This is a genomic window from Amycolatopsis antarctica, from assembly GCF_002262875.1.
GTDB lineage: Bacteria > Actinomycetota > Actinomycetes > Mycobacteriales > Pseudonocardiaceae > Amycolatopsis > Amycolatopsis antarctica.
Genome location: NZ_NKYE01000018.1, coordinates 41994 through 63488 on the forward strand (window position 1 = coordinate 41994; position 21495 = coordinate 63488).

18 protein-coding genes and 1 pseudogene are annotated in these 21495 nt (G+C 64.3%); 8 read left to right on the forward strand and 11 right to left on the reverse strand.

The window, feature by feature from the left end; all coding sequences use genetic code 11:
• Positions 1-698 precede the first annotated feature (698 nt).
• Positions 699-1619, forward strand: a complete 921-nt coding sequence (locus CFN78_RS23760; protein ID WP_094865097.1) for a hypothetical protein — start codon at positions 699-701, stop codon at positions 1617-1619.
• A 5-nt stretch (positions 1620-1624) separates the two neighbouring features.
• Here CFN78_RS23760 and CFN78_RS23765 read toward each other — a convergent pair whose 3' ends face one another.
• On the reverse strand, positions 1625-2815 hold the full coding sequence (locus CFN78_RS23765; protein WP_133116432.1) for a hypothetical protein: 1191 nt from the start codon (positions 2813-2815) through the stop codon (positions 1625-1627).
• Between the two features lie 260 nt (positions 2816-3075).
• Here CFN78_RS23765 and CFN78_RS23770 point away from each other — a divergent pair, with 260 nt between their 5' ends.
• From CFN78_RS23770 to CFN78_RS23780, 3 genes are all read left to right on the forward strand, one after another.
• Positions 3076-3630 carry a hypothetical protein gene (locus CFN78_RS23770; RefSeq protein WP_094865099.1) on the forward strand — a complete coding sequence of 185 codons (555 nt, stop codon included), beginning with the start codon at positions 3076-3078 and terminating at the stop codon, positions 3628-3630.
• A gap of 106 nt (positions 3631-3736) precedes the next feature.
• A complete protein-coding gene (locus tag CFN78_RS23775; protein ID WP_094865100.1) occupies positions 3737-4687 on the forward strand; it encodes an HNH endonuclease signature motif containing protein in 951 nt (316 codons plus the stop codon).
• A 198-nt stretch (positions 4688-4885) separates the two neighbouring features.
• A complete protein-coding gene (locus CFN78_RS23780; protein WP_133116433.1) occupies positions 4886-5179 on the forward strand; it encodes a hypothetical protein in 294 nt (97 codons plus the stop codon).
• A 593-nt stretch (positions 5180-5772) separates the two neighbouring features.
• Here CFN78_RS23780 and CFN78_RS23785 read toward each other — a convergent pair.
• From CFN78_RS23785 to CFN78_RS29310, 3 genes are read right to left on the reverse strand one after another with little or no spacing between them, the layout of a single operon-like run.
• Positions 5773-8058 (reverse strand): EAL domain-containing protein, encoded by a 2286-nt coding sequence (locus CFN78_RS23785; protein WP_094865103.1) that lies wholly within the window; start codon positions 8056-8058, stop codon positions 5773-5775.
• On the reverse strand, positions 8058-8621 hold the full coding sequence (locus tag CFN78_RS23790) for a sigma-70 family RNA polymerase sigma factor (RefSeq protein WP_094865105.1): 564 nt from the start codon (positions 8619-8621) through the stop codon (positions 8058-8060). The genes CFN78_RS23785 and CFN78_RS23790 overlap by 1 nt, the downstream gene beginning before the upstream one ends.
• Positions 8618-8839 (reverse strand): hypothetical protein, encoded by a 222-nt coding sequence (locus CFN78_RS29310; protein WP_094865106.1) that lies wholly within the window; start codon positions 8837-8839, stop codon positions 8618-8620. The genes CFN78_RS23790 and CFN78_RS29310 overlap by 4 nt, the downstream gene beginning before the upstream one ends.
• A 352-nt stretch (positions 8840-9191) precedes the next feature.
• Here CFN78_RS29310 and CFN78_RS23800 point away from each other — a divergent pair, with 352 nt between their 5' ends.
• The gene (locus CFN78_RS23800; protein WP_094865108.1) at positions 9192-10058 is read left to right on the forward strand and encodes an SAM-dependent methyltransferase; all 867 of its coding nucleotides are present in this window, start codon (positions 9192-9194) and stop codon (positions 10056-10058) included.
• Positions 10059-10651: 593 nt separating this feature from the next.
• Here the strand turns inward: CFN78_RS23800 and CFN78_RS23805 are convergent.
• The 5 genes and pseudogenes from CFN78_RS23805 to CFN78_RS23825 all read right to left on the reverse strand — a co-directional run bounded on the left by CFN78_RS23805 (position 10652) and on the right by CFN78_RS23825 (position 16019).
• Positions 10652-10870 carry a hypothetical protein gene (locus CFN78_RS23805; RefSeq protein WP_094865110.1) on the reverse strand — a complete coding sequence of 73 codons (219 nt, stop codon included), beginning with the start codon at positions 10868-10870 and terminating at the stop codon, positions 10652-10654.
• An 82-nt stretch (positions 10871-10952) separates the two neighbouring features.
• A complete protein-coding gene (locus tag CFN78_RS23810) occupies positions 10953-13253 on the reverse strand; it encodes a DEAD/DEAH box helicase family protein (RefSeq protein WP_240519654.1) in 2301 nt (766 codons plus the stop codon).
• Positions 13254-13352: 99 nt separating this feature from the next.
• Positions 13353-13835, reverse strand: coding sequence for an NUDIX domain-containing protein (locus CFN78_RS23815; protein ID WP_094865112.1), 483 nt, complete (start codon positions 13833-13835; stop codon positions 13353-13355).
• A 245-nt stretch (positions 13836-14080) separates the two neighbouring features.
• Positions 14081-15042 (reverse strand): annotated as a pseudogene (locus CFN78_RS23820) (IS481 family transposase); the annotation flags it as partial.
• Positions 15039-16019, reverse strand: coding sequence for an oxidoreductase (locus CFN78_RS23825; protein ID WP_094865114.1), 981 nt, complete (start codon positions 16017-16019; stop codon positions 15039-15041). The gene CFN78_RS23825 and the pseudogene CFN78_RS23820, both read right to left, overlap by 4 nt.
• 54 nt (positions 16020-16073) lie before the next feature.
• On the opposite strand from CFN78_RS23825, the gene CFN78_RS23830 reads away from it, so the two are divergent.
• The 3 genes from CFN78_RS23830 to CFN78_RS23845 all read left to right on the forward strand — a co-directional run bounded on the left by CFN78_RS23830 (position 16074) and on the right by CFN78_RS23845 (position 20001).
• Positions 16074-16502, forward strand: coding sequence for a MerR family transcriptional regulator (locus tag CFN78_RS23830; RefSeq protein WP_094865116.1), 429 nt, complete (start codon positions 16074-16076; stop codon positions 16500-16502).
• 260 nt (positions 16503-16762) lie between these two features.
• A complete protein-coding gene (locus tag CFN78_RS28840) occupies positions 16763-19567 on the forward strand; it encodes an NACHT domain-containing protein (protein WP_133116434.1) in 2805 nt (934 codons plus the stop codon).
• 14 nt (positions 19568-19581) lie between these two features.
• On the forward strand, positions 19582-20001 hold the full coding sequence (locus CFN78_RS23845; RefSeq protein ID WP_133116435.1) for a hypothetical protein: 420 nt from the start codon (positions 19582-19584) through the stop codon (positions 19999-20001).
• 43 nt (positions 20002-20044) lie between these two features.
• Here the strand turns inward: CFN78_RS23845 and CFN78_RS23850 are convergent, their stop codons facing one another.
• Together CFN78_RS23850 and CFN78_RS23855 are read right to left on the reverse strand one after the other, a co-directional pair.
• Positions 20045-20773 carry a GntR family transcriptional regulator gene (locus CFN78_RS23850; RefSeq protein WP_094865123.1) on the reverse strand — a complete coding sequence of 243 codons (729 nt, stop codon included), beginning with the start codon at positions 20771-20773 and terminating at the stop codon, positions 20045-20047.
• A 30-nt stretch (positions 20774-20803) separates the two neighbouring features.
• Complete coding sequence (locus tag CFN78_RS23855) at positions 20804-21337, reverse strand: GntR family transcriptional regulator (RefSeq protein WP_094865125.1); 534 nt, start codon at positions 21335-21337, stop codon at positions 20804-20806.
• Positions 21338-21495: the final 158 nt, after the last annotated feature.

The window sequence follows — 21495 nt, forward strand, 5'->3', positions numbered from 1 at the left end:
GTTTTCTGCGGTACTCCACAATTGTAAGCGCCAGAGGAAACACAGAAGCTGCGCCAGTAGCCGCGAGACCCTGGTTGTCCAATAGAATCGCCGCAACAAAGAAGGAAAGCACAAACAAGGCAAACACGACCGCGGCAACGAGAGCGACAGTCTTCGACATCACATTCCCTCTGGTTTCAGAGATCCCAAGTATCAGTTGCACGCAGTTGCCGCATTGTAGATAGATTGGCCCGCAAGAAGGCCTCCGCCAGTGAAAGCTGCTGGAGCTCCAGCTACCGTGGCCCCACCAACAACAACGGTGGCCGCACGCGAGGTCACAGCCGGGCGCGTGATCAGCGTCTCGACCCCGCCCAGGCTCGGCGCCCCCACCTTCGGCCGGTGGCCGCCTAGCACCCCCCGACGAGCGGCTGCCGGACGGCGTGGCCGTCGATCAAACGGCACCAGCGCATCACGATGTCCTGACCTTCCCGGCAGGTCAGGAACACCAAGAAGTAACCGAGAACGAGTGATCGATTATGACCCTGGTCCTGACCTCCCTGGCCGAGGAGGCCGACGAGTGTTCGCTGGATCTGACGGTGATCGCCGACAGCCTGCCGCCGGCGAAGATGTCTTCTGCCTGTCACACGATCGGAGCGTCTACTCGCCGCCGCCTCCCTGGGGGCAGGGTTCTGTCGGGAACTGCTGGTAGTTGATCTGCCATGACTGACCTCCATGATGATGTTTCCCCGGCTGCCGTTGTTGCCGGGATGGATGCCACGGACGTTTTGTCCCCACTGCTCGCTGCCGCACGTGAACAGACGGAAGCGTCGGGGTTGACCGTGTTCCCGGACCTCCCCGAGATCAAGGCCAGCAACGTGGTGGACGTTTTCGCGGATCGCATGGACGTGGCGGAGTTCGTGAACCTGGCCGCCACCGTGGGATGCCGCCTGCTGTATGTCCGCGACGAACGATTCCGCGCCGCCGAGGTCGATGATGCGATCGAGGAAGAAGGGGATGTCCCGGACGCTGCTGCGCTCCGCAAGGCCGCCGCCCGGTTCGACGGGAACATTGTCCGGTTCGAGGTCGCGTTTTGGTTCGACGGCATATGGCACCGCTGGCAGACCGACGCCCCGTTCCACGATCCACTAGAGGACTTGATCGACAATATCGACAACGATTCCAACCGGCCGAGGCCGCACCATACGGCCGAGTGGCAGTTGAGTCAGGAGGAACATGACCGCCTCGTCCAAGGGCTACTCGACGACCGCGAGTTCCTCACCGGACCGCGTCATCGCCGACACCGACTCCGTGAGGAGCATCCGCTGCTGGCGCCTCTCATGGAGGCGGGCCCGCCGAAGTCGCATGCCGTATGGCGGATCGTGCAGGAAGCTACGGAACGCGTCGACGAGTTGCGCGAGCAGGCCGCGCGGGAGCTGCGGACTCGTCTGCCCGAGCTGGCGCAACAACTCGGCCGTACCACCGAGTACCGGGCAACCCGGACGAGGAAGTTGCGGCTTCAGGTGGCCGCCGAGTTCCTCACTGAGCACAGCGGCGGCTACCCGATGCCTACCGCGCTACGCGACGAAATCGTGGAACTCGCCCAACAACCTCCAGACGAGGGGAACGCCAGTCTGTTCTGACCAGTTCATCGCTGCTTTCGTTTCTTCTTCGAACGTTTCCCGTTGACCGGGCGGGCACCTGGCCGTGGCGGGGCCACGTTGGGCACGGGGGCCTCGTCGGCTTCACTGGGGGCGCGCAGAGTGTCCGCGTGAGCGAACTGGCCCAGCATGGCGTCGGTGATCTCCCGTTCGCGAGCATCGACAGCATTGGCGATGTCGCCGGTCGGGGTGGCGATCTCCGCGAGCACGGACGCGGCAAGGTGCAATCCCAGTTCGTCTCGGTGGGCATGTCCCTTCGGTGGCACTTCCAGCAGCCAGGCCCCAGCAGGCCAGGACCGATCGGCCCACCGTGGTGGTCGCTGCCGGGTAGCCCACGTGTGCAGGAACTGCATCCCCACCGATGCGAGTGCCACGATGTCCGCGACATGCGGGGCGCACGAACCGCAGGCTTCCCAACGGTCAATGTCGGCGACACCCGAGTCGGCCGCGTCGTGCGACGTCTCGGTGATGGCGTTGGCCGCGACGTCGATGGTGTCGCAGAAGTCGTCCCAGTCAATGCCGAGTTCGCGGGCTTGGCGGCGTAGCCACAGAGCTGTCGCGTCGGCCATCATGCGTGCTTTGTTGGACTGCTGGTGGTGTACGGCAGCGTCCATCCAGGCGTCGGTCTGGGCCTTTTGCTGCTCATATGACGGCCGCTCCGCGTCTGGCAGGTGGGTGGCGCAGCCTGTGGCGAGGATGCCGTCTTCGAGCACGACAACCCGGTTCCCGCACAGTTTCCCGGTTGTCTTGGTGGGGTGTCCGCACTTCGGTCGTGCCGCGTTCGGCGGTTTCGGCGGCAACTCGCCATGGCTGACGGGTGACGGTTCGCTCTGGACGATCATGGGGGCGGGCGCCGGGTGCAGCCGTTGCGCTCCGGCGGCGACGGCCGCGCGGTGCCGCGCGAACACCGCCTTCGGCCGCGACGCATAGTTGCTCCAACTCGTGTCTAACTCCGCGCCGTTCATCAGCAGGCTCGCAGCTTCAAACGCCTCGTTTGCTTCGTGAGCGGCCTGTGTCATCGACGACGACGCTTCGCCGAGGTTGAGGTCGACTTGGCCGCTGACGAAGTCGAGGATGTGGGTTGCTTCCGCGAGGTGACGCACAACCTGCCCGAGCAGCGTCACCCCTAGCATCGACGCGGAATCCGGTCGGAGACCACGCTCCTCAGTGACGGCCACGATTTACTCCTCGACAGCACGAAATCAGGGATCGGTCGGTACTAGCTGGCGAAACGTTGCAGCGATGCGACACCCTAGCCGCGCCCCAATCACCACGGCAGGTATCGCCACACCACCGGGGCAGCACCATCACCCGGTCCGCTGATCACATGTCATCCCCTCGGGTACAAGGCTGTTCACGTCGGTGCGGCACCAGATGGCGACTATGACGGTGCGGCAACCTGTCGACTCCGCCTCGGACCGTTGAAGGGACCGCTCAGGTGACCGTCACCGACCTGCCATTGACCCCCGCTCGCCGCGACATCAAGGGCATGACCGCGTTGCTAGCCAATTTGAAAGACAAGACGCAGATCGCGGTGACGTTCAAACGCGACACCTACGGCCTGTTCACCGTCGAAGGCCCGGCCGTGAAGTCACCTGCCGTGAAGACGTTCATGGTTGGTTCTCTGTTCATCGAATCCGGTCTGAAGCCCGACAAGGCCGTACAATCCATCCGCTACAGCGACACGACCAACACCGACGCGACGGTCGACGACCCCGACGCTCTCCGGGGCACTGTCAACGGGGTAGGGCATGGCGATCTGGTCGCCGCCACCTTCGAACAGGCCCCGCACGGCCGCTTCACGGTCACCGGCGTCGCCGTCCACACCGCCGATACCACCATCCTGACCGTGGGAAGCTGGTTCCTCGTCCACCGAGGCAGCACCGCAACCCGTCTCCAGGCATTGACGGTCCTTGCCGACGCTGGAACCCACACCCTCCCTGTACCGGCACCGATCACCGCCTGGGAATCCGACGACCCGTCTACGACCTAGTCGGGCCATTGGACGGTTACGGCTACGACGGCAACACCCCCAAGTTTGTCGGTCCCTGTCGCTACGTTGGCGATCCACCCGAGCGAGACAACTTGGAGGCGGCGCCGTGGGCGACCGGAACTACAGCAAGGCGACCGAGGCGGTGCTGTTCGCGTTGAGCACGAAATGCTATTTCCCGGACTGCAACGTTCCGAGTGTCAGCATCTTGGGCCGTGGCGACGAGAAGAAAAACGTGGACATCGCACATATCGTTCCGGTGTCCCCGCGCTGGCCGCGCTACCGGCCGATGAACAAGCAGGAGCGGGACAGTTTTACGAATCTAATCTTGTTGTGCAAGGCGCACCATCCGCGCGTCGACAGGCACGACAACGAACACATGTATCCCGAATCGCTCCTCCTTGAATGGAAGGAAGAGAACGAGAAGGGACTCAGGGCGAAAATAGACGGTCTCGACCGACTGACCGAAGACCGCCTCGAAGAACTTCTGACGACCGCGATACAATCCGGCAAACATGAAATCCGTGACGCGCTCGATGAACTGAAGGAAGTCAGCGCCGGGGCTGCGGACTTGCTGTACGGGTTGATCGACAGGATCGAAGATAGCTACATCGACGCTGAGTCGATCTCCCTCCTCTACGCTGCGTCGGAGCGTCTGGGCTTCCTCGAAGAGGGCGCAACTCTGATGTACAGCGCCTCGGAGAATCTTGGGGAATTTGAGTCAAACGCGCTTACCTTGGATAATGCAGCGAACAAACTCGCCGACATTGACTTCGGTCAGTTCGCTGCGGCGTCGCAACGCCTTGAGCAATTCACAAACGACTGTCCGGCGATGATGGACTCGTTTCCGCAGCCGACGAACATCAGCGGAGACATCGAAACGGCGGGCAGAATAGTAGTCGCGGAGATCGAAAACACCGTGAGAACCATAAACGTCGGCCAGCTACCAACGATCGTCGACGACGAACAGCGATGGAAATACGGGCTCGTCGGATTCGCCCTCGGAGTGGCCGCCGTCCTCGCCACCGTCATCATCCTTGCGTCCAACGGAGCGGTCTAGACCCTACCGGGCTATGCTCGACCCGACATTTCGCCGGGCTACACGCCGGACGCGCGTGCCTACGCGGGCCGGGACACGGGCACGGTGCCGGTGCGGTGAACGATACGGGCTCGGCGTCGTGCTGCGGGGCGAGTACGAGTTTCAGTTCGCCGGACGGGGCGAGGACGTAGGCGTCAGTGAAGGTGAAGTCTTTGCCTGGTGGCATCTGTTCGTCAGGGGCCAGTGGCGAATCGCAGGGACCACCGGGTCTTCGAGGAGTTTCGCCGCGCCTTGGGCACGTTCGGGGTTGCTGACCATCATGTCCCGTTGCTGCACACCGTGGGAGACCGGCCGTGGACTGTTCCGGAGATCGCGGCGCCCCCGCGGCAGGCGCGATCGCTGCCCCGAACCCGCGCAGAATGGTGGAAGGGTGTCCTCGGTGCGGCGGTGAAGGCGGGTATTGCCTCGGCGGTGCTCGGTGTCATCGGAGCCGTGATCGTGAAACTGCTGTAGGTCACCCTGTTCGCTGCGTTGGTGTGACCGTGGAGTCGTTGACACGATCGGTGCCCTGCGCCGGACCCACTCGCTCTCACCCGGACCCGCGGCAGCGCTGCTCTTCGCCTCACTACATCGCGATCGGTTGCTCGGCGCCGCACACAGCGATATGTAACCCGGACCCACAACCCCAATTTGTCGCGGCAGGGACGCGACCTCGTGGCACCCGCGCGGGACACGGCGGCGATCCGGACCCTGTGCCTGGTCGATGCCTTGGGCCGGGCATCGCGGGCATCGGCTTCGGCAGCGGCCTCCATGGCCCGCAGCGCGCGCGGTCAGCACGCGAGCGAGAATCCGCCTCAGTCATGCCCACCGCTGTGCGTGAGCTGGAGGTCCATTCGCGGCGACCGATGCGGTCGTGTCCGTGAGTGCCCGCGCATCACCTGGTGGCGTTACGAGGGGTTGACCATGTCCTCATCCCGCGTTGTCGGCGTCGACAACGCGGGTCTGGTCCTTGGACAGGCTGCTGATGGTGCTGTGCTGGTCCTTGATCTCGCCGGGCGGATCTCGCCGAGCGTGCGGTGGTGCCGTTGCATCGCGTCGGCACTGCGTTAGCGCGATGCCTGTGCGTGGTGGGCGATGTCGGTGACGTTGTAGGTGTCGGATTCGGCGTGGAAGGTGAACAGGTGGCGGCGGTGGTCGTGGGGTCGCAGGTTCTCGGCGATGGTGTCGATGTCGAGTCGGTGTAGCAGGTCCAGCATGGCGTGCAAGGGCGATGGATGTGTGTCTTGTGGCGTGGTGGTGTCTGTGTGTGTCAGGTGCTCGATGGTGACGCGCGGCAGGACCGCGGCGGACCAGGGCAGCGAGGCGAGGGTTTCGGCTGGGAAGTAGTGGTGTCCCAGGTCGGTGATGGCGAGGCTGATGCCGTGTTGTGCTTCGGCTGCGAGGCGATCGAGCACGGGTTTCGTGTCGGGGCCGGCGACGGCGCCTGCGGGGATGGCGTATTGCAGCTGTTCTGCGGTGACCGGTGTTTGCGCGGCGATGGTGTGTAGCTCGCTGAGTAATGTGTCGTCGTGCACGGCTCGGCCGGGGAGGTCGAGTACGAGGGTGGGGGTGAATCGGTAGCGGGTTCGCCAGGTGTCCAGGTGCGTGCAGGCCAGGGTGAGTGTTGCGGGAAGGACGCTGGCGAGCAGGCCGGTGTTTTCCGCGAGGTCGAGTACGTCGGTGAGGTTATGGCGGGCGCCGTCAGAGGCGATCCAGAACGGTAGTGCTCGTACTCCCGCCCAGGGCCGGGTGCGGCAGTGTTGTGTGGCGATGCGGTCGATGGGTTGGTAGTCCAGTTGCAGTTCGTGGTGTTCGAGGGCGTGGGTGAGTTGTCCGAGCAGTTCGAGTTGGGCACGGTCGTGATCGCCAGTGCTGGTACTGGTGCTGGGGTTGTTCCACGGTTCTGTGTGGTGGGTGGATTGGTGGAGGGCGACGCGGGTGGCTCGGAGTAGGTCGAGTGCCGAGCGGCCTGGTTCGACGGGGACCAGTCCTAGGTGTGGCTGCAGGCGGATGCGGTGTCTGCCGATCCGGATGGGGTCGCATAGCCAGGCGTAGAGCTCTTTGGCCAGGCGGGTGACGACGCTCCAGGTGTCGAGTTCGTCGACGAACACGACGATGTCGTGGTTGCTGCGTCCGACGAGCAGGCGGGCGGGGGTGCTGTCCTGGGCCCGGTGGATGAGGGTGACGATCCGTGCGAGTAGTTGGGTGCCCAGTTCGGCGCAGGTGCGGTCCAGGTCCGGCCAGTTCCCGGCGCGGATGGTGAGCATGGCGGCTGCGCGCGTGTGTTCCAGCGAGAGGTTGACGTGTCGCAAGAAGGCGTCCTCGGTGAGCGCGCCGCTTCCGTCATGGGCCAGGCCGTCTTCTAGTACCCGCAGCACGGTGGTGTCTTCCAGGAGCACGACAGCGCCGTGGGGGTCGGCGGTGATCTTGCCGATCGTGGCGGTACACCACCGTGGAAGCCTGGAGGGGGTTTTCAGTGCTGGTGTGCGGAAATCTGTGCGGACGGTGGCGTTGTCGTGCCCGGATTTCAGAACGGTGGTGACTGCGTCGGCCAGTCCGGCGCGGTCGTCTTCCACGGCGATGTCTGTCAGGTGATGCCGTCGCAGGGATTGCAGCGGTTGCCCTAGCAGTGATTGTGCCGCGGCATTGGCCTCGATGATCTGGCCCTGTCTGTTGATCCCGAGGGTCGCTGACACGGTGGCGAGTGCGGTGTTGTGCAGCTGCTGGCCGCGCTCGGCCGCGGCCATCCGCGCGCGGGTCAGTCCTTCGGCGATCACGTTCTGCTCCTCGCGCACGCGATCGCGCAACCCGCTGGCGAATCCGCCCGCGAAGTCCCCCACCACCTGTGCCCGCACAGATCGCGGGCAGTACGGGGTGTATTCCAGGGTCAGGTCTGACAGCAGTCGCACACACGGCCCTAGAGCTTCGGCTGCCAGTCGCAACGAGTACGACAGATCGCGCCCGACTGCTTCCGGGCAGTCCAGTGCCGAGGGATCGCACAGCTGGTCCAGTCCAGTGATCTCCGCTCCCAGATGCGTGAGCAGGATCGCGGTCCACCGCCCGAATTCGGTCTCGGCCTCGTGAGGGTCCAAGGCCAGGTAGGTGGTGCCCAGCAGCGCCTCGTACCAGCGCGCCCCGAACTCGCGGGCGTCCTGCCAGGTCAGTTCGAGCCCCGGTGCGGTCACCACCGCCATCGCCGCGATGTCGGCCTTGCTTTGCGCGATCTCTGCTGCGGTGAACTCCGTGGTATCGACAACGCAGCGGCGCAGCGCGGTTCGGACCCGTTCGTCGAATTCGGCCTCCTCGGTCCGGGCAGGGTGCTGCTCGGGGGATTCGTGGTGGTGCAGGGACATCACGAACTCCTGTCTTCATCGGCTGGTGGACGGGGGGATCGGCGTCTGCCCTCGAGTAACTCGGCGAGGCACTTTCGGCCGCGGGACAGCTCTTCATGGACCGTGGATTCACGACAACCACGCTCGTGTGCGATTTCTTCGACCGTGAGTTCTTCGTAGTAGTGGCGGAACAACGTCTTCGCGATGGCGGGCGGGATCGCCTGCATTGCTTGAAGCGAGGCGATTCGGATCTCGGCGTCTTTCTGACTCGCGATCGGGCACGTGCGCATCACTCGATCACTGTGTTGCAGCGCCCGCGTGCGCTCGTCATGGCGGCGTTGGTCGTGCAGGCGGCGCCGGGCGATCATCGTGAGTAACCCTGCTGGGTCGCCCTCGATCGTGTACCATTTCATGCACAGCTGCAGAAAGGCGTCGGCCACGGCCTGTTCTGCGTCGGCGTCGGGATGCTGGTTGCGCAGCATTTTCGTCAACCGTGGCGCGAATTCGTGGTACAAGCCCATGATGCGAGCCAGGTCGGCCGGCGCCAGCACGCGGTGCTCGCGCGGGGATGCCGGGTCGGTCACTCCGGCTCGCCCTCCGTGGTGTCGCAGCGGTGTGTTCTGTGTCCCGTGCTCGGCAGGTTCATCGAGCACACATGCAGCTCGATTACCACTGGCGCCGAGTACCGCCATCGCTTCCACCATGCACGGGCACCGCGGGCCACCGCTACCACGCACCGCAGGAACCAGGCCGGCGGCGAGATCACCACAAGCAGCGTCAACACCAGCTCTGTCGGGATCATCGATGTTCCTCATCTTGTCGGGGGGACGGAAACGCGGCCTCGGGGGCGACCGCACATATATCTCTCCGCAGCCCGCCCATTCCTTGCGCACACATCACCCGAAAGGGGCTAGATATCCTGATCGGGCGATCGCCGGCAGACACCCATATCACCGCATGCGGTCAGAATCCGGCATTTTGTTCACTCGACCGAGTGCGACATCGGCGCGGGGTTCTTGTTCTGCCGGGGCCGCGCCGAGACGCCCAGGGATACACCGGAAAGAGGTAACCCCGCAGGGGAGCAGCCCGCATGGCGGTAGGCGAGCGTCCCGACCCGACCGTACGGTGGAACCGACACACGGGGAGCGGCATATATGACCTCAGAACACGACACCACATCCGCACGCGCGCTCGACGTCGAGACCACATCGTCTGAGACCCAGCAGCACACCTTCGTCAACATCGCTGAGCCCTCGGTCGCGCGCGCGTATGACTGGTACCTCGGCGGCAGCCACAACACCGCTGTCGACCGTGCCTTCGCTGAGCAATACGCACACATACTCCCAGCGAAAACAATGGCGATCGACAATCGACAATTCCTGCGCCGGGTCGTCACCTATCTCATCGAAACCGAAGGAATCCGGCAATTCGTCGACATCGGCTCCGGCATTCCCACCGTCGGTAACGTGCACGAGATCGCCCACGAGATCACCCCGGACGTCAAGGTGGTCTACGTCGACAACGACCCGGTCGCGGTCGAACAATCGCGCATCATCCTGCGCGACAACCCCCATGCGAGGGTGATCGACGCCGACCTGCGCACCCCCGCTCACATCCTCGATCATCACGACCTCCTGGAGACCCTCGACCTCACCCAGCCCACCGCGGTGCTCATGGTCGCGGTCTTGCACTTCGTCGGCGGTGACCACGACCCCGATCACATCATCGGCCAGTACCTCAGCGAGCTCCCGGCAGGCAGCTTCCTCGCGGTGTCGCACCTCAGCCACGAACACGTCGGATCAGAGCTCGCCGAGAAGGTCCACCACGGCAGCAGGGTGTACCGCGACGCGGGGAAACCCTTGTACAGCCGCAACAGCGCCGACCTCGCGCACTGGCTTCGACGCTGCGAGGTGTTCGCACCCGGGATCGTGCCGGTAACCCAATGGCGACCCGAATCCCCACACCCCGATACACGTCCCGAACACCAGCTCATCATCGGAGCACTGGCCCGCACCCGCTGACCCTGTTCCCCCACCGTCGCAGACAGCGAAGTCACCGAGCCTGGCGCCGACCCGTGCCGGAGACAGGCGATACCGACCCTCGACGGTGACGCCGCTGTGGGCTGGAGTCGACGTGGGTGTCAGGACTCGGCCGACATGGCCGGGGCTCACTGACGGTGCCGGCGCAGGGGCGGGGTCCGGTAGTACTCAGGAGCGTTGAGCCGGTACCCGGACCGGAGGTGATGATGGTCAGCGCGTGGTCACGCGGCCGGCGAGTTCCCCCGCGCTGGGGCGTGCGCCGCGGTGGGCGTCGATAGCCCAGGGCTGCCGCTGCTGCCACTCACACGAGGGCCGGCCCGGCAGCCCGGCTCGCGTGGAAACTCCTGCAGGCCCCGGCGAGCGGGCAGCGCCACCGAGTAGGGCTGCTCGCCGGTGGACAGCGGCGTCCCGGTGGGACTGATTCCGACCAGCCGGACGGCCTGGCCTTTCCACGCGAGATTGGAGGACCAGAACTTAACCCGAAGCCCCGACAAGACACCGACTCTCCCGCAGGGCTTTCACGTGGTCGAGTGTCGAGTCCCTCACGCCAACGCAGCGCGGTCATCCAGCGCCGATCACTCCGTCTGGGCGAGTCGGTCCTCATAGTCGGCGAGCTTGAGTCGCCAGCAGGTGGCGGTGACGTCGTCGATCCAGTGCTTGCCCAGCACGGTGGGGTCGGCCTTGTCGCCGACACCGAGGGAGAGTTTCACCATCTCGCCGAGCGCGGTGATCGCGTCGTCGGTGAGGTTGGTGATGAACTCGAGGGTGAAGTTGGGAAGCTGCCGCCGGTCCAACGTCTTTGAATAATCAGTGTTTCCCTGGTGGTATTCCACGGCACTCGAGTAGTGAGCGCACATCATGTGTCCCGCCGTCCGCTCAGCCTCGGTCAGACGGCTCTCGTCGGCGGCGGTGCAGTACCGCAGGCTGGACTTGTTCTCGCTCGGGTGTGTCCATCCGACCAGGGAGATCAGCTTGATCAGGCGGTAGTTGTCGTCGATGAGCCCGATCTTGCCGGCCGCCTGATTCCGGTTGTCGCGGTGTCGATTGGAAGGCTCGGTACCGCTGTTTGGTGACGCACACGATGACGGCGTGCATGAACTTCTCGCGGTCGGGCACTTGCACTGCCCAGCGTTCGTCGGTGCGGGTGTTCCACAGCACGCCGCTTCGGTGGCCGCTCATCACGAGGTAGAGCGCCAGCTGTAGGAACATGGCGCGGTCGAGTTCGGAGACGAACTTGAGCTCGTAGACCTGGCCGTCGTGCACGGCGTCGGCGACACCCACGAACGTGATCGGTGTCGCCGCCGGTGCTGCGACAGCCGTGCCGGACAGGTCCATCGGCACCTGGGCCGCGCAGTCGCGGGGGAGCTGTGTCGCCAGTCGTCTGGTCAGTGCGTCGCGCACCTCGCCGTTGACTTTTCGGGTGACTTGTTCTGCGTAGCGCATCTGGTCCGTGTCGACGGCGGTCAGCAGCAGCGAGTTGTCCCAGGGGTCCTCGCTCAGCTTGCCGCTGAGCTGCTTCGCGATCGGTTTGGGGTTGAGGATCACCTCGATGGCGGGGTTGTACCTGTCGAAGAACACCGCCTCCTGGTAGTGCCCTACCACGGGGGAGAGGTCGATCAGCCCGTCGACGCGGTCGATGGTGATCTCCTCACCTGCGCCGTCGTCGAGGCGCCGTCTGTCGAGTAGATCGACGCAGGCTTGGAGGTTCTCCGCGTAGGTGAAGTCGAAGCAGTCCGAGGCCAGCAACGGCTTGTCATACGTTGGCAGGTCCTCGGTCAGGAGCTGCGTGAATCGCTGTATGGGGATGTATCCGATGCTTTTGGGTTGCCGGTGAGCATGTTGTGACCGCACGAAGAGGACGTCGTGCTTTCCGCGGGAGGCTGCGACCAGGAACACGTTGCGCAGGACGGTCGTGTCGACGTTCGGGAACCCGCAGCGCAGGTTCCACATGGCCTCGTCGTAGTCGAACACCACGCTCACTGGGCGTTCGAGGCCTTTGCTGGAGTCGAACGTCGTGAACACCGCGGTGTCGTCGCTGTAGGTCACTGAGGTGTCGCTGTCGCGGATGGAGGCGTAGACGGTTTCCTTGTTGAAGATCTCGCCATGATCGCGTTCCAGGTGATTTAGTGCCTCGGCCATCTTGCCGTTGCGTCTGCCCAGGCACAGCAGGTCGCCGGGCTTCTTCGCTCTCATGAAGTCAAGTGCCTCGTGGTAGGAGACGTATCGGATCGTCTGGTCGGGGTTGACGCCCACCACCGGCTTGTTCCATGCCTCGCTGAGTTGCGCGCCGAGTTCCTGACCGGCCCGGAAGGACTGCGTGAACGGCATCTGCTCGGCCTGCTGGGTGATCTCCCTGGCGAAGCGCTGCACGTCCAAGGTCGTGTTCGAGTGCACTTTCTGAGCCAGGTCACCGACCAGCACGGTCTGCATGGACGGTTTCAGCGACTTGATGTTGCGCAGCAGCTGCGCGTACTCCTCGTTGATGTCCTGGTACTCATCGACCACGAGCAGGTCGAATCTGGGGAACCACGCCGAGAGACTGGTGAACGCCGCGTTGAACCGGCGGAGGGATTCGTCAAGACCGCATTTGATGCCCGCCCTGCGCAGTGAGGGGTACACGATCCCGTGGTAGTTCTGCACTTTCGCGTGTTTCACCCGGCGTTGCGCGTCGGCTTTCAACAGCTTGCTGTAGGTCAGGTACAGCACCCGCCGGTCCCGGCCCACTTCGGTGCATAACGCCTGAATCGCTGTGGTCTTGCCCGATCCCACCGTCGCATCGACAATCACATCCCGCCCCGCCCGCACCGCATCGATCATTCGCCGCTGTTCGCCACTCAACGGCGCAGACGGCACCGCGGCACTGCGGCCATGACTTTTTAGCTGGTTCGATGTCCGGCTCGGGCTCGTGGCCACAGCGAAGTTCGAGTTGGCCGCCAGGTGTTCCCGCAGCACCGCCTCGCCATCAGCTCGCAACGCCGGCCGTAGTTGAGGCGGCAGCAGCACGTGACACCGTTCCTGCAGCGCACGGGGCGTGCGCTGCAAGGTTCCGGCCAGCGCGTCCAGCGCCACACCGCGCCGGAGCCCGTCCAGCAGCGTCTCGGTGTCCTCCGCGGACCAGGCCGCACCCGCGCGGCGCGGTGTGGACCTGGCGCCCTCACTCCAGCTCTCAGTAGTCACCTCGTCACGCTATCGACAACCAGCGACAAAATATGCAGACTTCGCCTGGTTTGTGCTGCCGCGAACGTGCCTCGGCTGTCCCGCTATCGGTCGTGACGGCTACCCCGGTAGGACTGACGCGGTCTCCCAGCCGAACTCGTCGAAATGTCGGCCGTTCCGGACGTTGTCGAGCGCACGTGGGACGAAGTCGAGCACGTCGGCGGGCAAGCTGCCCGGATCGGCCCAGACGAGTTCGCTGCACTTGTGCGCCTCGCGGATGCGCGGCTCGCCCTTCCAGGCGTCGGTGGAAAAGAAGAAGTCCACCCGAGGTTCGGCCGAGCGGCGGAACATCACCCCGGCCGGGAGCAGATCGGCCGGGTCGAGCTCGATCCCGATCTCCTCGGCGGACTCGCGAACCACGCAGTCGGTGACCATCTCTCCCATGTCCACGTGCCCGGCTACGAAGGCGAGCCGATCCCGACCGTAGTCAGTGCCATCGCGCCGCATCAGCAGCACGCGGCAGGTCATGGGGTCGGTGAGGATCAGGTGAACGGCGACGGGATAACGCTCGTGCTGGGTGTCCCGGATGAACTGATCTACCACGTTTCTCCTGTCTCTCAACGCGAACGAGTCGAACGCGGCGAGCCGCCGCGGGAAACTGACAACATCACATCCGACAGGCGACTTGCCTGATGAACGGCGGGCACGCCCCGCTGTCCATCCGCGTAGCCACTCCCGGTCCGCCGCATCAGCAGAAATTTTCCTTGCTGGACGAGGAAGACGTGCACGGTAAGGGGTAGCGGTGGTGCTTGGTGTTGAAGGCGTACTGCGGGGCGGCCATGGGTGTCCTTAGCTGGCGGTGGCTGACCGCCTGCGCCGGAGTGGGGTCGGTGGTAGTTGTAGTGAATGTTCCAGACCGCGATCGCGGCTGAGCGCGCGTCCTCGCTGGTGAAGTCCCGGGCGTAGAGCAGTTCTTCGACCAAGATCCGCTGATAACGCTCCACCTTCCCGTTGTGGCGAGGCGTGTAGGGCTTGGTCTTCTGATGCCGGGACCGGGTTCCAACGATTCGAGCGAAGTCTCCGGAGCGATAGCACGCACCGTTGTCGGTGACGACGCGATGGATGTGGGTGATGCCATGGGCGGCGAACCAGACCTTGGCACGGGCAAGGAATGCCGCCGCGGTGGCTCCCTTCTCGTCGAGTAGAAGCTCGGTGTAGGAGAGCCTGGAGAAGCCGTCGATGGCGGAGTGCAGGTAGGTGTACCCGCGTCGTGCGCCAGCTGACTTGGCACGGCCAGCGGCCTTGGCTTGGTCGCTGTCGCGGCCGTGGATGCGCCAGCCGCCGCCGTCGGGGATGCGGCCGACCTTCTTCACGTCCAGGTGCACCATGTGCCCGGGCCAACGGGCAGTGATCTTGCCCGGTTTGCGGTTGTTCTCGCCGTCAGGGTCGATGAACCGTCGTCGACCGAGGCCGAGGCGAGTCAGGTGCCGAGTCACGGTGCGGCGAATGGTCTGGTGGCCCAGGTCGGCGAATTCGTCGGTGATGCGCTGGGCCGACCACTTGTGTTCACGCCGCCAGGTCCCGATGTGTTCGACGACCCAGGCGGGTGTCGCGTGCGGACTCCGATGCGGAGTCGGCGAGCGGTCCTGAAGTCCGGCGTCACCGTGACGCCGCCAGCGGTTGACCCACTTCGACGCGCAGGCGCGCGAGATGCCCATCTCAGCTGCAACGTGAGCGATCGGTCGGGTTCGGCACCGCCGATCAGCCGCCGACGGCCCTCGATGGACAGTGGTGCGTTGGCGTGACTCACGCGGTCGCTCCGCCATTGATGTTGACACCGGTGATCTGGGCAGACATCTGCCATAGACGCTCGGCGCTTTCGGGGTCGATGGCGTAGCCACGAACACCACCATCGTCCATCGATCCTCCCGGGCTGGCGAGCGGCGCGATGTCGCAGTCCTCGCAGTAGACCCCGCCACGGCTGTCCAGCACGGGGGACGTCGCCGCCCACAGCCCGGTCGCTGAGCCTTCGCTCGACGTCTTGAAGCCGGGCCCAATGACATTCCCTTCTGCGTCAATCCACCCCCGCTCGATCTGCTCGGCCGTAGTCATGTCGCGCTGCAGGTCGGTGATGATGGCCCCGGGATGCAGGGAGAAGGCGCGGATTCCGTTGTTCTTCCCGACTGCGTCAAGGTGCACTGCGAACAAGACGTTGGCCGTCTTTGACTGGCCATACGCCAACCATCGGTCGTAGCCGTGGTCGAAGTTCAGGTCGTCCCATCGGATATCAGACAGGTGGTGTCCAGCCGAGGAGTACGACACCACGCGAGCACCGCCTGCGTTCGCAAGCAGCGGGAGCAGCAGGTTGATGAGGACGAAGTGACCCAGGTGGTTGATCGCGAACTGGCTCTCCCATCCGGGCCCGACGCGCCGCTCCGGTGAGGCCATGACCCCAGCGGCAGCGATAGCGATGTCCAGCTTCGGTTCGGACTCACAGAGGCACTCGCCAGCCCTGCGTACGCTCACGAGATCGGCGAGGTCCATCGGAATCACCGAGACGCCCTTGAGGCCATCCAGTCGGGAAGTGGCGAGGTCCGGACGCCGCGCCGGCACGAGCACACGTGCCCCCGCCTTCACCAGGGTTCGCGTGGTTTCTAGCCCCAGGCCGGAATATCCGCCAGTGACCAGCGCCGTCTTGCCGCCGAGATCGACGCTGGCTATCACCTCCTCTGCCGAGGATGCGGTCGTGAATCCTGACTGGAGCGGTGTCTGTTGGTTGATCGTCATGCCGCGAACCTAGAATCTAGAGCGGACTCTAGATCAAGCGCGGAAGGGTGTGGCATGACCATCGATGCGCAGCAGCAGGAGACCTTCACGATCGGCGAGGTCGCCGAGCGAACCGGGCTCAGCGTTCACGCGTTGCGCTACTACGAGCGACAGGACCTGCTCGTCGGCCCAGTCCAACGAACGTCTGGCGGTCGCCGCATCTACACTGCCGTCGACATCGACTGGCTCCAGATCTGCGTCAAGCTCCGGGAGTCCGGCATGCCTCTCGCGGACCTGGCTAGGTTCGCGGCCCTCGTCAGGCAAGGGTCGGGCAACGAGGACGAACGACTCAAGCTCCTCGACGAACACCGCCAACACATCGAGGCCCAGATCCACGCGCTCGAAGAATGCCGCGCGCTGATTGAATGGAAGGTCGGCGTGTACAGCAAGCACCTTCGGGCCGGTACCGCGACGGGGCTATGGGATCCCGGGCACGGACCCTGATCGTCCGCCGACGTCGCAGCGTCATCAACCTTCTGCCCCGCAACATCTAGGCCTTCCAGCACGGCAACCTTGGCCACCACCGATCTGGGACGCGTCGTCGCCTAACCACCTCCAGAGTGGCCAAGATGCGCCACCGCGGCTCTCAGCAGAACGGGTATCCGCAGGGAGGTTGGCGGTAGGCTCCCAGGCTGACGAAATCGTGGTGAGCGAACCTGCCAGGGGCGTGCCCTAGGCAAGCGCACGACATGGAGAGGATGTTCGTGGCGAACGACTATCACCTGGAGGAGCTTGGTCCTCGCGCATTCGAGCAGCTTGCTGCGGCGTTGGCAGCCGCTTCTTTCGGTCTGGGGCTGGAGGTGTACGGGGCAGGCAAGGATGGAGGTAGGGAGGCGACGTTCCGAGGGCGCATCGACTGGGACGGCGGTGCGACGACCTGGGACGGATACACGGTCGTGCAGGCCAAGCAACGTGAACATGTGGCCGACCCCGCCAACAACTTGCTGTGGCTCCAGCGTCAGATCCGTGACGAACTGAACTCCTGGATGAGGCAGGGGGCCAAGCGCACGCCGTTCCCGCAGCAAGTTCTATTTGTCACGAATGCAAGACTGTCGGCTGCACCCGGTGGTGGAGTCGACAAGATTCGCGAGTACGCAACGACGGAGCTCGAACGCAGCCATGCAGCCGACACGGTGGATACGCTGCGGTCACGTGGACTGCAAGATATTCGGATATGGCACCGGGATACATTGAACGCACTGATCTCGAACAATCAGGATGCCCGTGCTGCGTTTCCCGCCCTGCTAACGGTCGGAGACCTTCTCGAACGGCTTAGTTCATTATCGGGAATTTCGGATCCTGCGGGCTTGGCGCCGTTGCTACGCGCTCATGCCCAGAGTGCCCTCGGTCACGACAGGTGGGTCCGTTTCGGGGAGGCTGCAGGCATGCAAGGCCGTCAGTCGGTTGATCGCATCGTCGTCGACCTCCCCGTGCGCGACGGTGACGGCCAGCGAGAGCAGGTGCTAAAGGCGTGTCTGAATCAAGGGGACTCTGTATTGCGCCGGTCGGTATGGCGCAGTGACAAGCCGCGGCACCTCGTCATCACCGGAGCTGCTGGCAATGGCAAGAGCACCGTGGCAAAGTACCTTACACAGGTGTACCGCGGGCGTTTTCTCGACGGCGACGCCGGCCTCGCTAGCGCCAAGGACATTGTCACTGAAACCAATGACTCACTGGGGCGGATCGGAATTCCCGCACCCACCAGTCGCAGATGGCCATTGAACGTGTCGTTGCCGACAATGGCGAATGATATGGGGCCATCTGGCGGCCCTTCAATGATGCGCTGGCTGAGTCAATACGTGTCGGAACGGGCGTCCGTTGAATTCATGCCTGCCGCGCTGGAGAAGTGGCTCGCAGCATGGCCGTGCGTGCTCCTTCTCGACGGACTAGACGAAGTCACTGCTCCGTCGCTGAGGCAGCGAGTGCTCGATGAGATTACCGAGTTCGTCGAACGCGCCGATCAAGTCGACGCCGACCTACTCGTCGTCGTTACGACACGACCCACCGGCTATACCGAACGCATTATGCCGACCGAGTTTGCGCAAATCGACCTTGACTACTTGACCATTGACGAAGCCGTCAAGTACGGACAACACGTAACTGAGCATCGATTGCATGACGATGCGCATTTAAAGGAACAGCTTCTCGAACGATTTGGACGCGCGGTAGCGGCTCCGGCGACCGAGCGGCTGATCAAGACGCCGCTCCAGGTTCTGATCCTTACGTTCATCCTGGAGAACCTAGGAGACCTGCCCGCAACGCGCTATGAATTGTTCTGGTACTACTACGATGCTGTCTATCGACGCGAACAGGAAAAACCCACATCGCATCGAGAATTTCTACGTGGCCATCGCGATGACATCACAGAACTCCATGAGCGCGTAGGCCTGGTGCTACAAACGCGCTGCGAGGGAACAGGCGAATCCCGAGCCCGCTTGCCCTTGAACGACCTTCGATCACTTGCCCGAGCCCGGATGCTCGAAGTCGGGTACCAGGAGTTAACCGCAGCGGACATGCTTGCTAAACAGATCGTCGAGATCGCGACGACTCGCTTAGTGCTCTTGACTGCCGACGAAGACGAAAGCGTGTCTTTCGAAGTCCGTAGCCTCCAAGAGTTGATGGCAGCGCGAGCGCTGGTCAACGGCGACGACGAGACTATCCGAGGGAATCTCGTCGCCACTGCTCCCAGTCCTCACTGGCGCAATACGTGGCTGTTCGCAGCGGGAAAGCTCTTCGGCGACAGCGATCACCGGCGCCATCTGGTGCTGGACATCGTTGACCAGTTTGACCGGTCCAATGGGGCCTGGCCAGGTTGGCTCTGTCCTATCGGACCCGAACTAGCCGCTCATCTTCTCGACGACGGACTCGCCGAGACAAAGCCGGCTGCTCTGCGTTCACTTGTGACGATCGCTCTTCGTAGCCTGACAGGTCCGATGCCAGAAGAATTTACCGCCGTCGCTAAGGGACTTTCTTACGCTGCTCGACACAAGTCGCTCAATACGCTGATTCGGAACGAATTGCGCGCTGCGTTCGCTGGGAGCCCGACGGCGGTGAACGTCGCGAGCGTATTGCTGTTAGCGACGACCGGAGTTCTAGTTCCAGGACAGCCGTTAAAGGCAACGACGAGAAATGCAACGAAGCTCTGGACCAGTGCCCCGCCGCCAGGGCCGACGACGACAGTCGGCAAGCTGTTGCGTGAGCCGTGGGAGGACCTCAGCGACCAGCCCGGTGCCGCGCTGGTGGAACCCGCGATCAGCGAGTGTAAGGACCTGACCCTGCGCTTCTTGCCGGACGGCAGCCTGTGGCCGGCTGCGGTTCCGGCCTCATTCAGTTGCCGCGGGCTTGACGAGGTCCTCGGCGACGACGATGCGGCGAGCCTGTTGGAGTTGTGTCTTGGCGACCTTGACCCTCAGCGGTGGGCTGCGCGTTCTCTCCTTGCACACGCGGTGTCGGCCGCGCGATCGCGGTTACCGATCGGCGACAAGCTATCCATGTCCTACCTCGACTGAACGCGCGGTGTGGCTTGGCTGCTGCGCAGGTGCGTGGCGCCAGATGGTCGTGGTGGATCCAGGCCAACCTTCAGTTTGAGTACACCATTTGGCCCGGCCGGCGTGCCTGGAAGGGGGAATCGCATCGGAACGGCACCACGCTGCAGCAGGCTGTCGCCGACCGCCTCGACTACCTCGACGTCCTGGCCGCGACAAGCGACACGCCCTCCAAGGCCGCTCTCGCGGAAACGGAGATCATCCGATTGACCACCGCGTGGCGGCAGGTGCTCGACCAGCACGCACTCGACGCCCGTGGCCAGTGCGCCCGCTGCTCACGCCGATGGCGCCACAGCGAGTGCACCGTCTGGGAGACGGCCCTCCAACAGCTCATCGGCGACGACGCACCAGCTGGCGCCGATCGAGCAGGACGCGACCGGCTACGGCCATTTCACTAAGGCAGTTGCTGTGTCTGAAATCGAAACCCGTGGCATCGTGGCTCTAGCCCAACTCGGTCCCTACGGCCTGGCGGTACAGCAGCTCGTACAGGTGTGCCCCCTTGATGAGGACCGAGGCTTCGACAGGGCGTTCGTTGTCGCTGTAAATGACACGCAACTGCCGGATCACCGGCGTCCCATCAGGGAGGTCCAGCGTCTCGGCTTCTTCCACCGTCGGTGGGCGTGCCGAAATTCGGTCGACGAAGGCTTGCTGAGGAAAGCCGAGGTCAGCGAGGGCCTGGGGTGCGCCGCCGCGGATTCTCGCCGAGTTCGCGAGCCTGCTGTTGGCGGCAATCTCGGCGGGATAGTACGACGCGGACAACTCCACGGGCTGCTCGTCGTGGAAGAGGATTCGGGTGCGGACGATCGCGGTCGCGCCCGGCGGCATCTGCAATCCGTTGGCGATGTCGGCCGGTGGGACGACGTTGTCGACGTTGAGCAACTGATAGCGGAACTGGCCGGGTTCGGGCTTGATGTAGGCGGAGGCGTCGATGATGAACGGCTGCCGGTCGCGGACATAGACGCCTTTGCCGACACGGCTGTCGAGGAAGCCTTCGTCCTTCAGCGCCTTCAGCGCGTGCTGGATGGTGGCGTTCGCTGCGCCGTACCGCTCCACAAGCTGCGCGGTGGACGGCAGTTGCGTACCTGGGCTCAGCTCGCCGCGCATGATGAGATCGCGCAGTTCCGCCGCGATCTGCTGATGCCGGGGTCTGACGTCACGGGTGCGAGGCAAGTCCAACTCCTGGGCACGCCGTCGGGATGGTCATGGCGTCAGCTCGTATCGCAGCCGTCGCCCGTCGGCCACCATCGTCATCACGCTGACTTCGACGGGCAGGTCGTTCTCGGTGACAAGCGCGCGGGCGAGCAGCAACACGCACGACGGGTCGTCCAGCTCCAGCACGGCCCGTTCGTCTGGTGTGGCCAAGCGTGCGCTGACGTCCTCGCGGACGCGGCGAGGCGGATGTCCGAGGCCGGCCAGGAGGGCGACAGCACCGCCGGGGATCCTGCGGGGCTCGGCGAGCCTGGTGCCCCGAGCGATGTTCGCAGGGTAATACGAGTCGACGCGCTCGACCGGGTGGCCGTTGAACAGCATCAGGCGGCGCCGGACGACCACCGCCTCGCCCACATTCAGGCCCAGCATGTCGGCGACCGTCGCGGAGGCGGCCATCTCGTCCACGCTCAGCAGCTTTTGAGTTCCCGTGCCGCCCTGCTCTGCTGCCTCGGCGCCCCAGGCGTCGCCCGGTTGGCCGCTCACGTAGGGCATCGACACGCTCGTCCACGGGCCGGGGCTCGTCATCGCTCGCCCTCCTTGTGTCTCGCGGTGGGAGGTGCTCCAGCCATTGACCTTAGTCGTAAGGCAGCAAGGCCACCTTCGATGCTCAGCCGCCAGCCTTGCCACCTTTCATATATCGCAGTAAGGTCACTTGTGACGAAGGTACTACAGATCGTCACCGA

Excerpts from the sequence above, each read along its gene's own strand:
- CFN78_RS23760 (WP_094865097.1), top strand. The coding sequence starts at position 699 with ATGACTGACCTCCATGATGATGTTTCCCCGGCTGCCGTTGTTGCCGGG.
- CFN78_RS23785 (WP_094865103.1), bottom strand. The coding sequence starts at position 8,058 with ATGTCCCTGCACCACCACGAATCCCCCGAGCAGCACCCTGCCCGGACC.
- CFN78_RS29310 (WP_094865106.1), bottom strand. The coding sequence starts at position 8,839 with ATGATCCCGACAGAGCTGGTGTTGACGCTGCTTGTGGTGATCTCGCCG.
- CFN78_RS23800 (WP_094865108.1), top strand. The coding sequence starts at position 9,192 with ATGACCTCAGAACACGACACCACATCCGCACGCGCGCTCGACGTCGAG.
- CFN78_RS23825 (WP_094865114.1), bottom strand. The coding sequence starts at position 16,019 with ATGACGATCAACCAACAGACACCGCTCCAGTCAGGATTCACGACCGCA.
- CFN78_RS23830 (WP_094865116.1), top strand. The coding sequence starts at position 16,074 with ATGACCATCGATGCGCAGCAGCAGGAGACCTTCACGATCGGCGAGGTC.
- CFN78_RS23855 (WP_094865125.1), bottom strand. The coding sequence starts at position 21,337 with ATGACGAGCCCCGGCCCGTGGACGAGCGTGTCGATGCCCTACGTGAGC.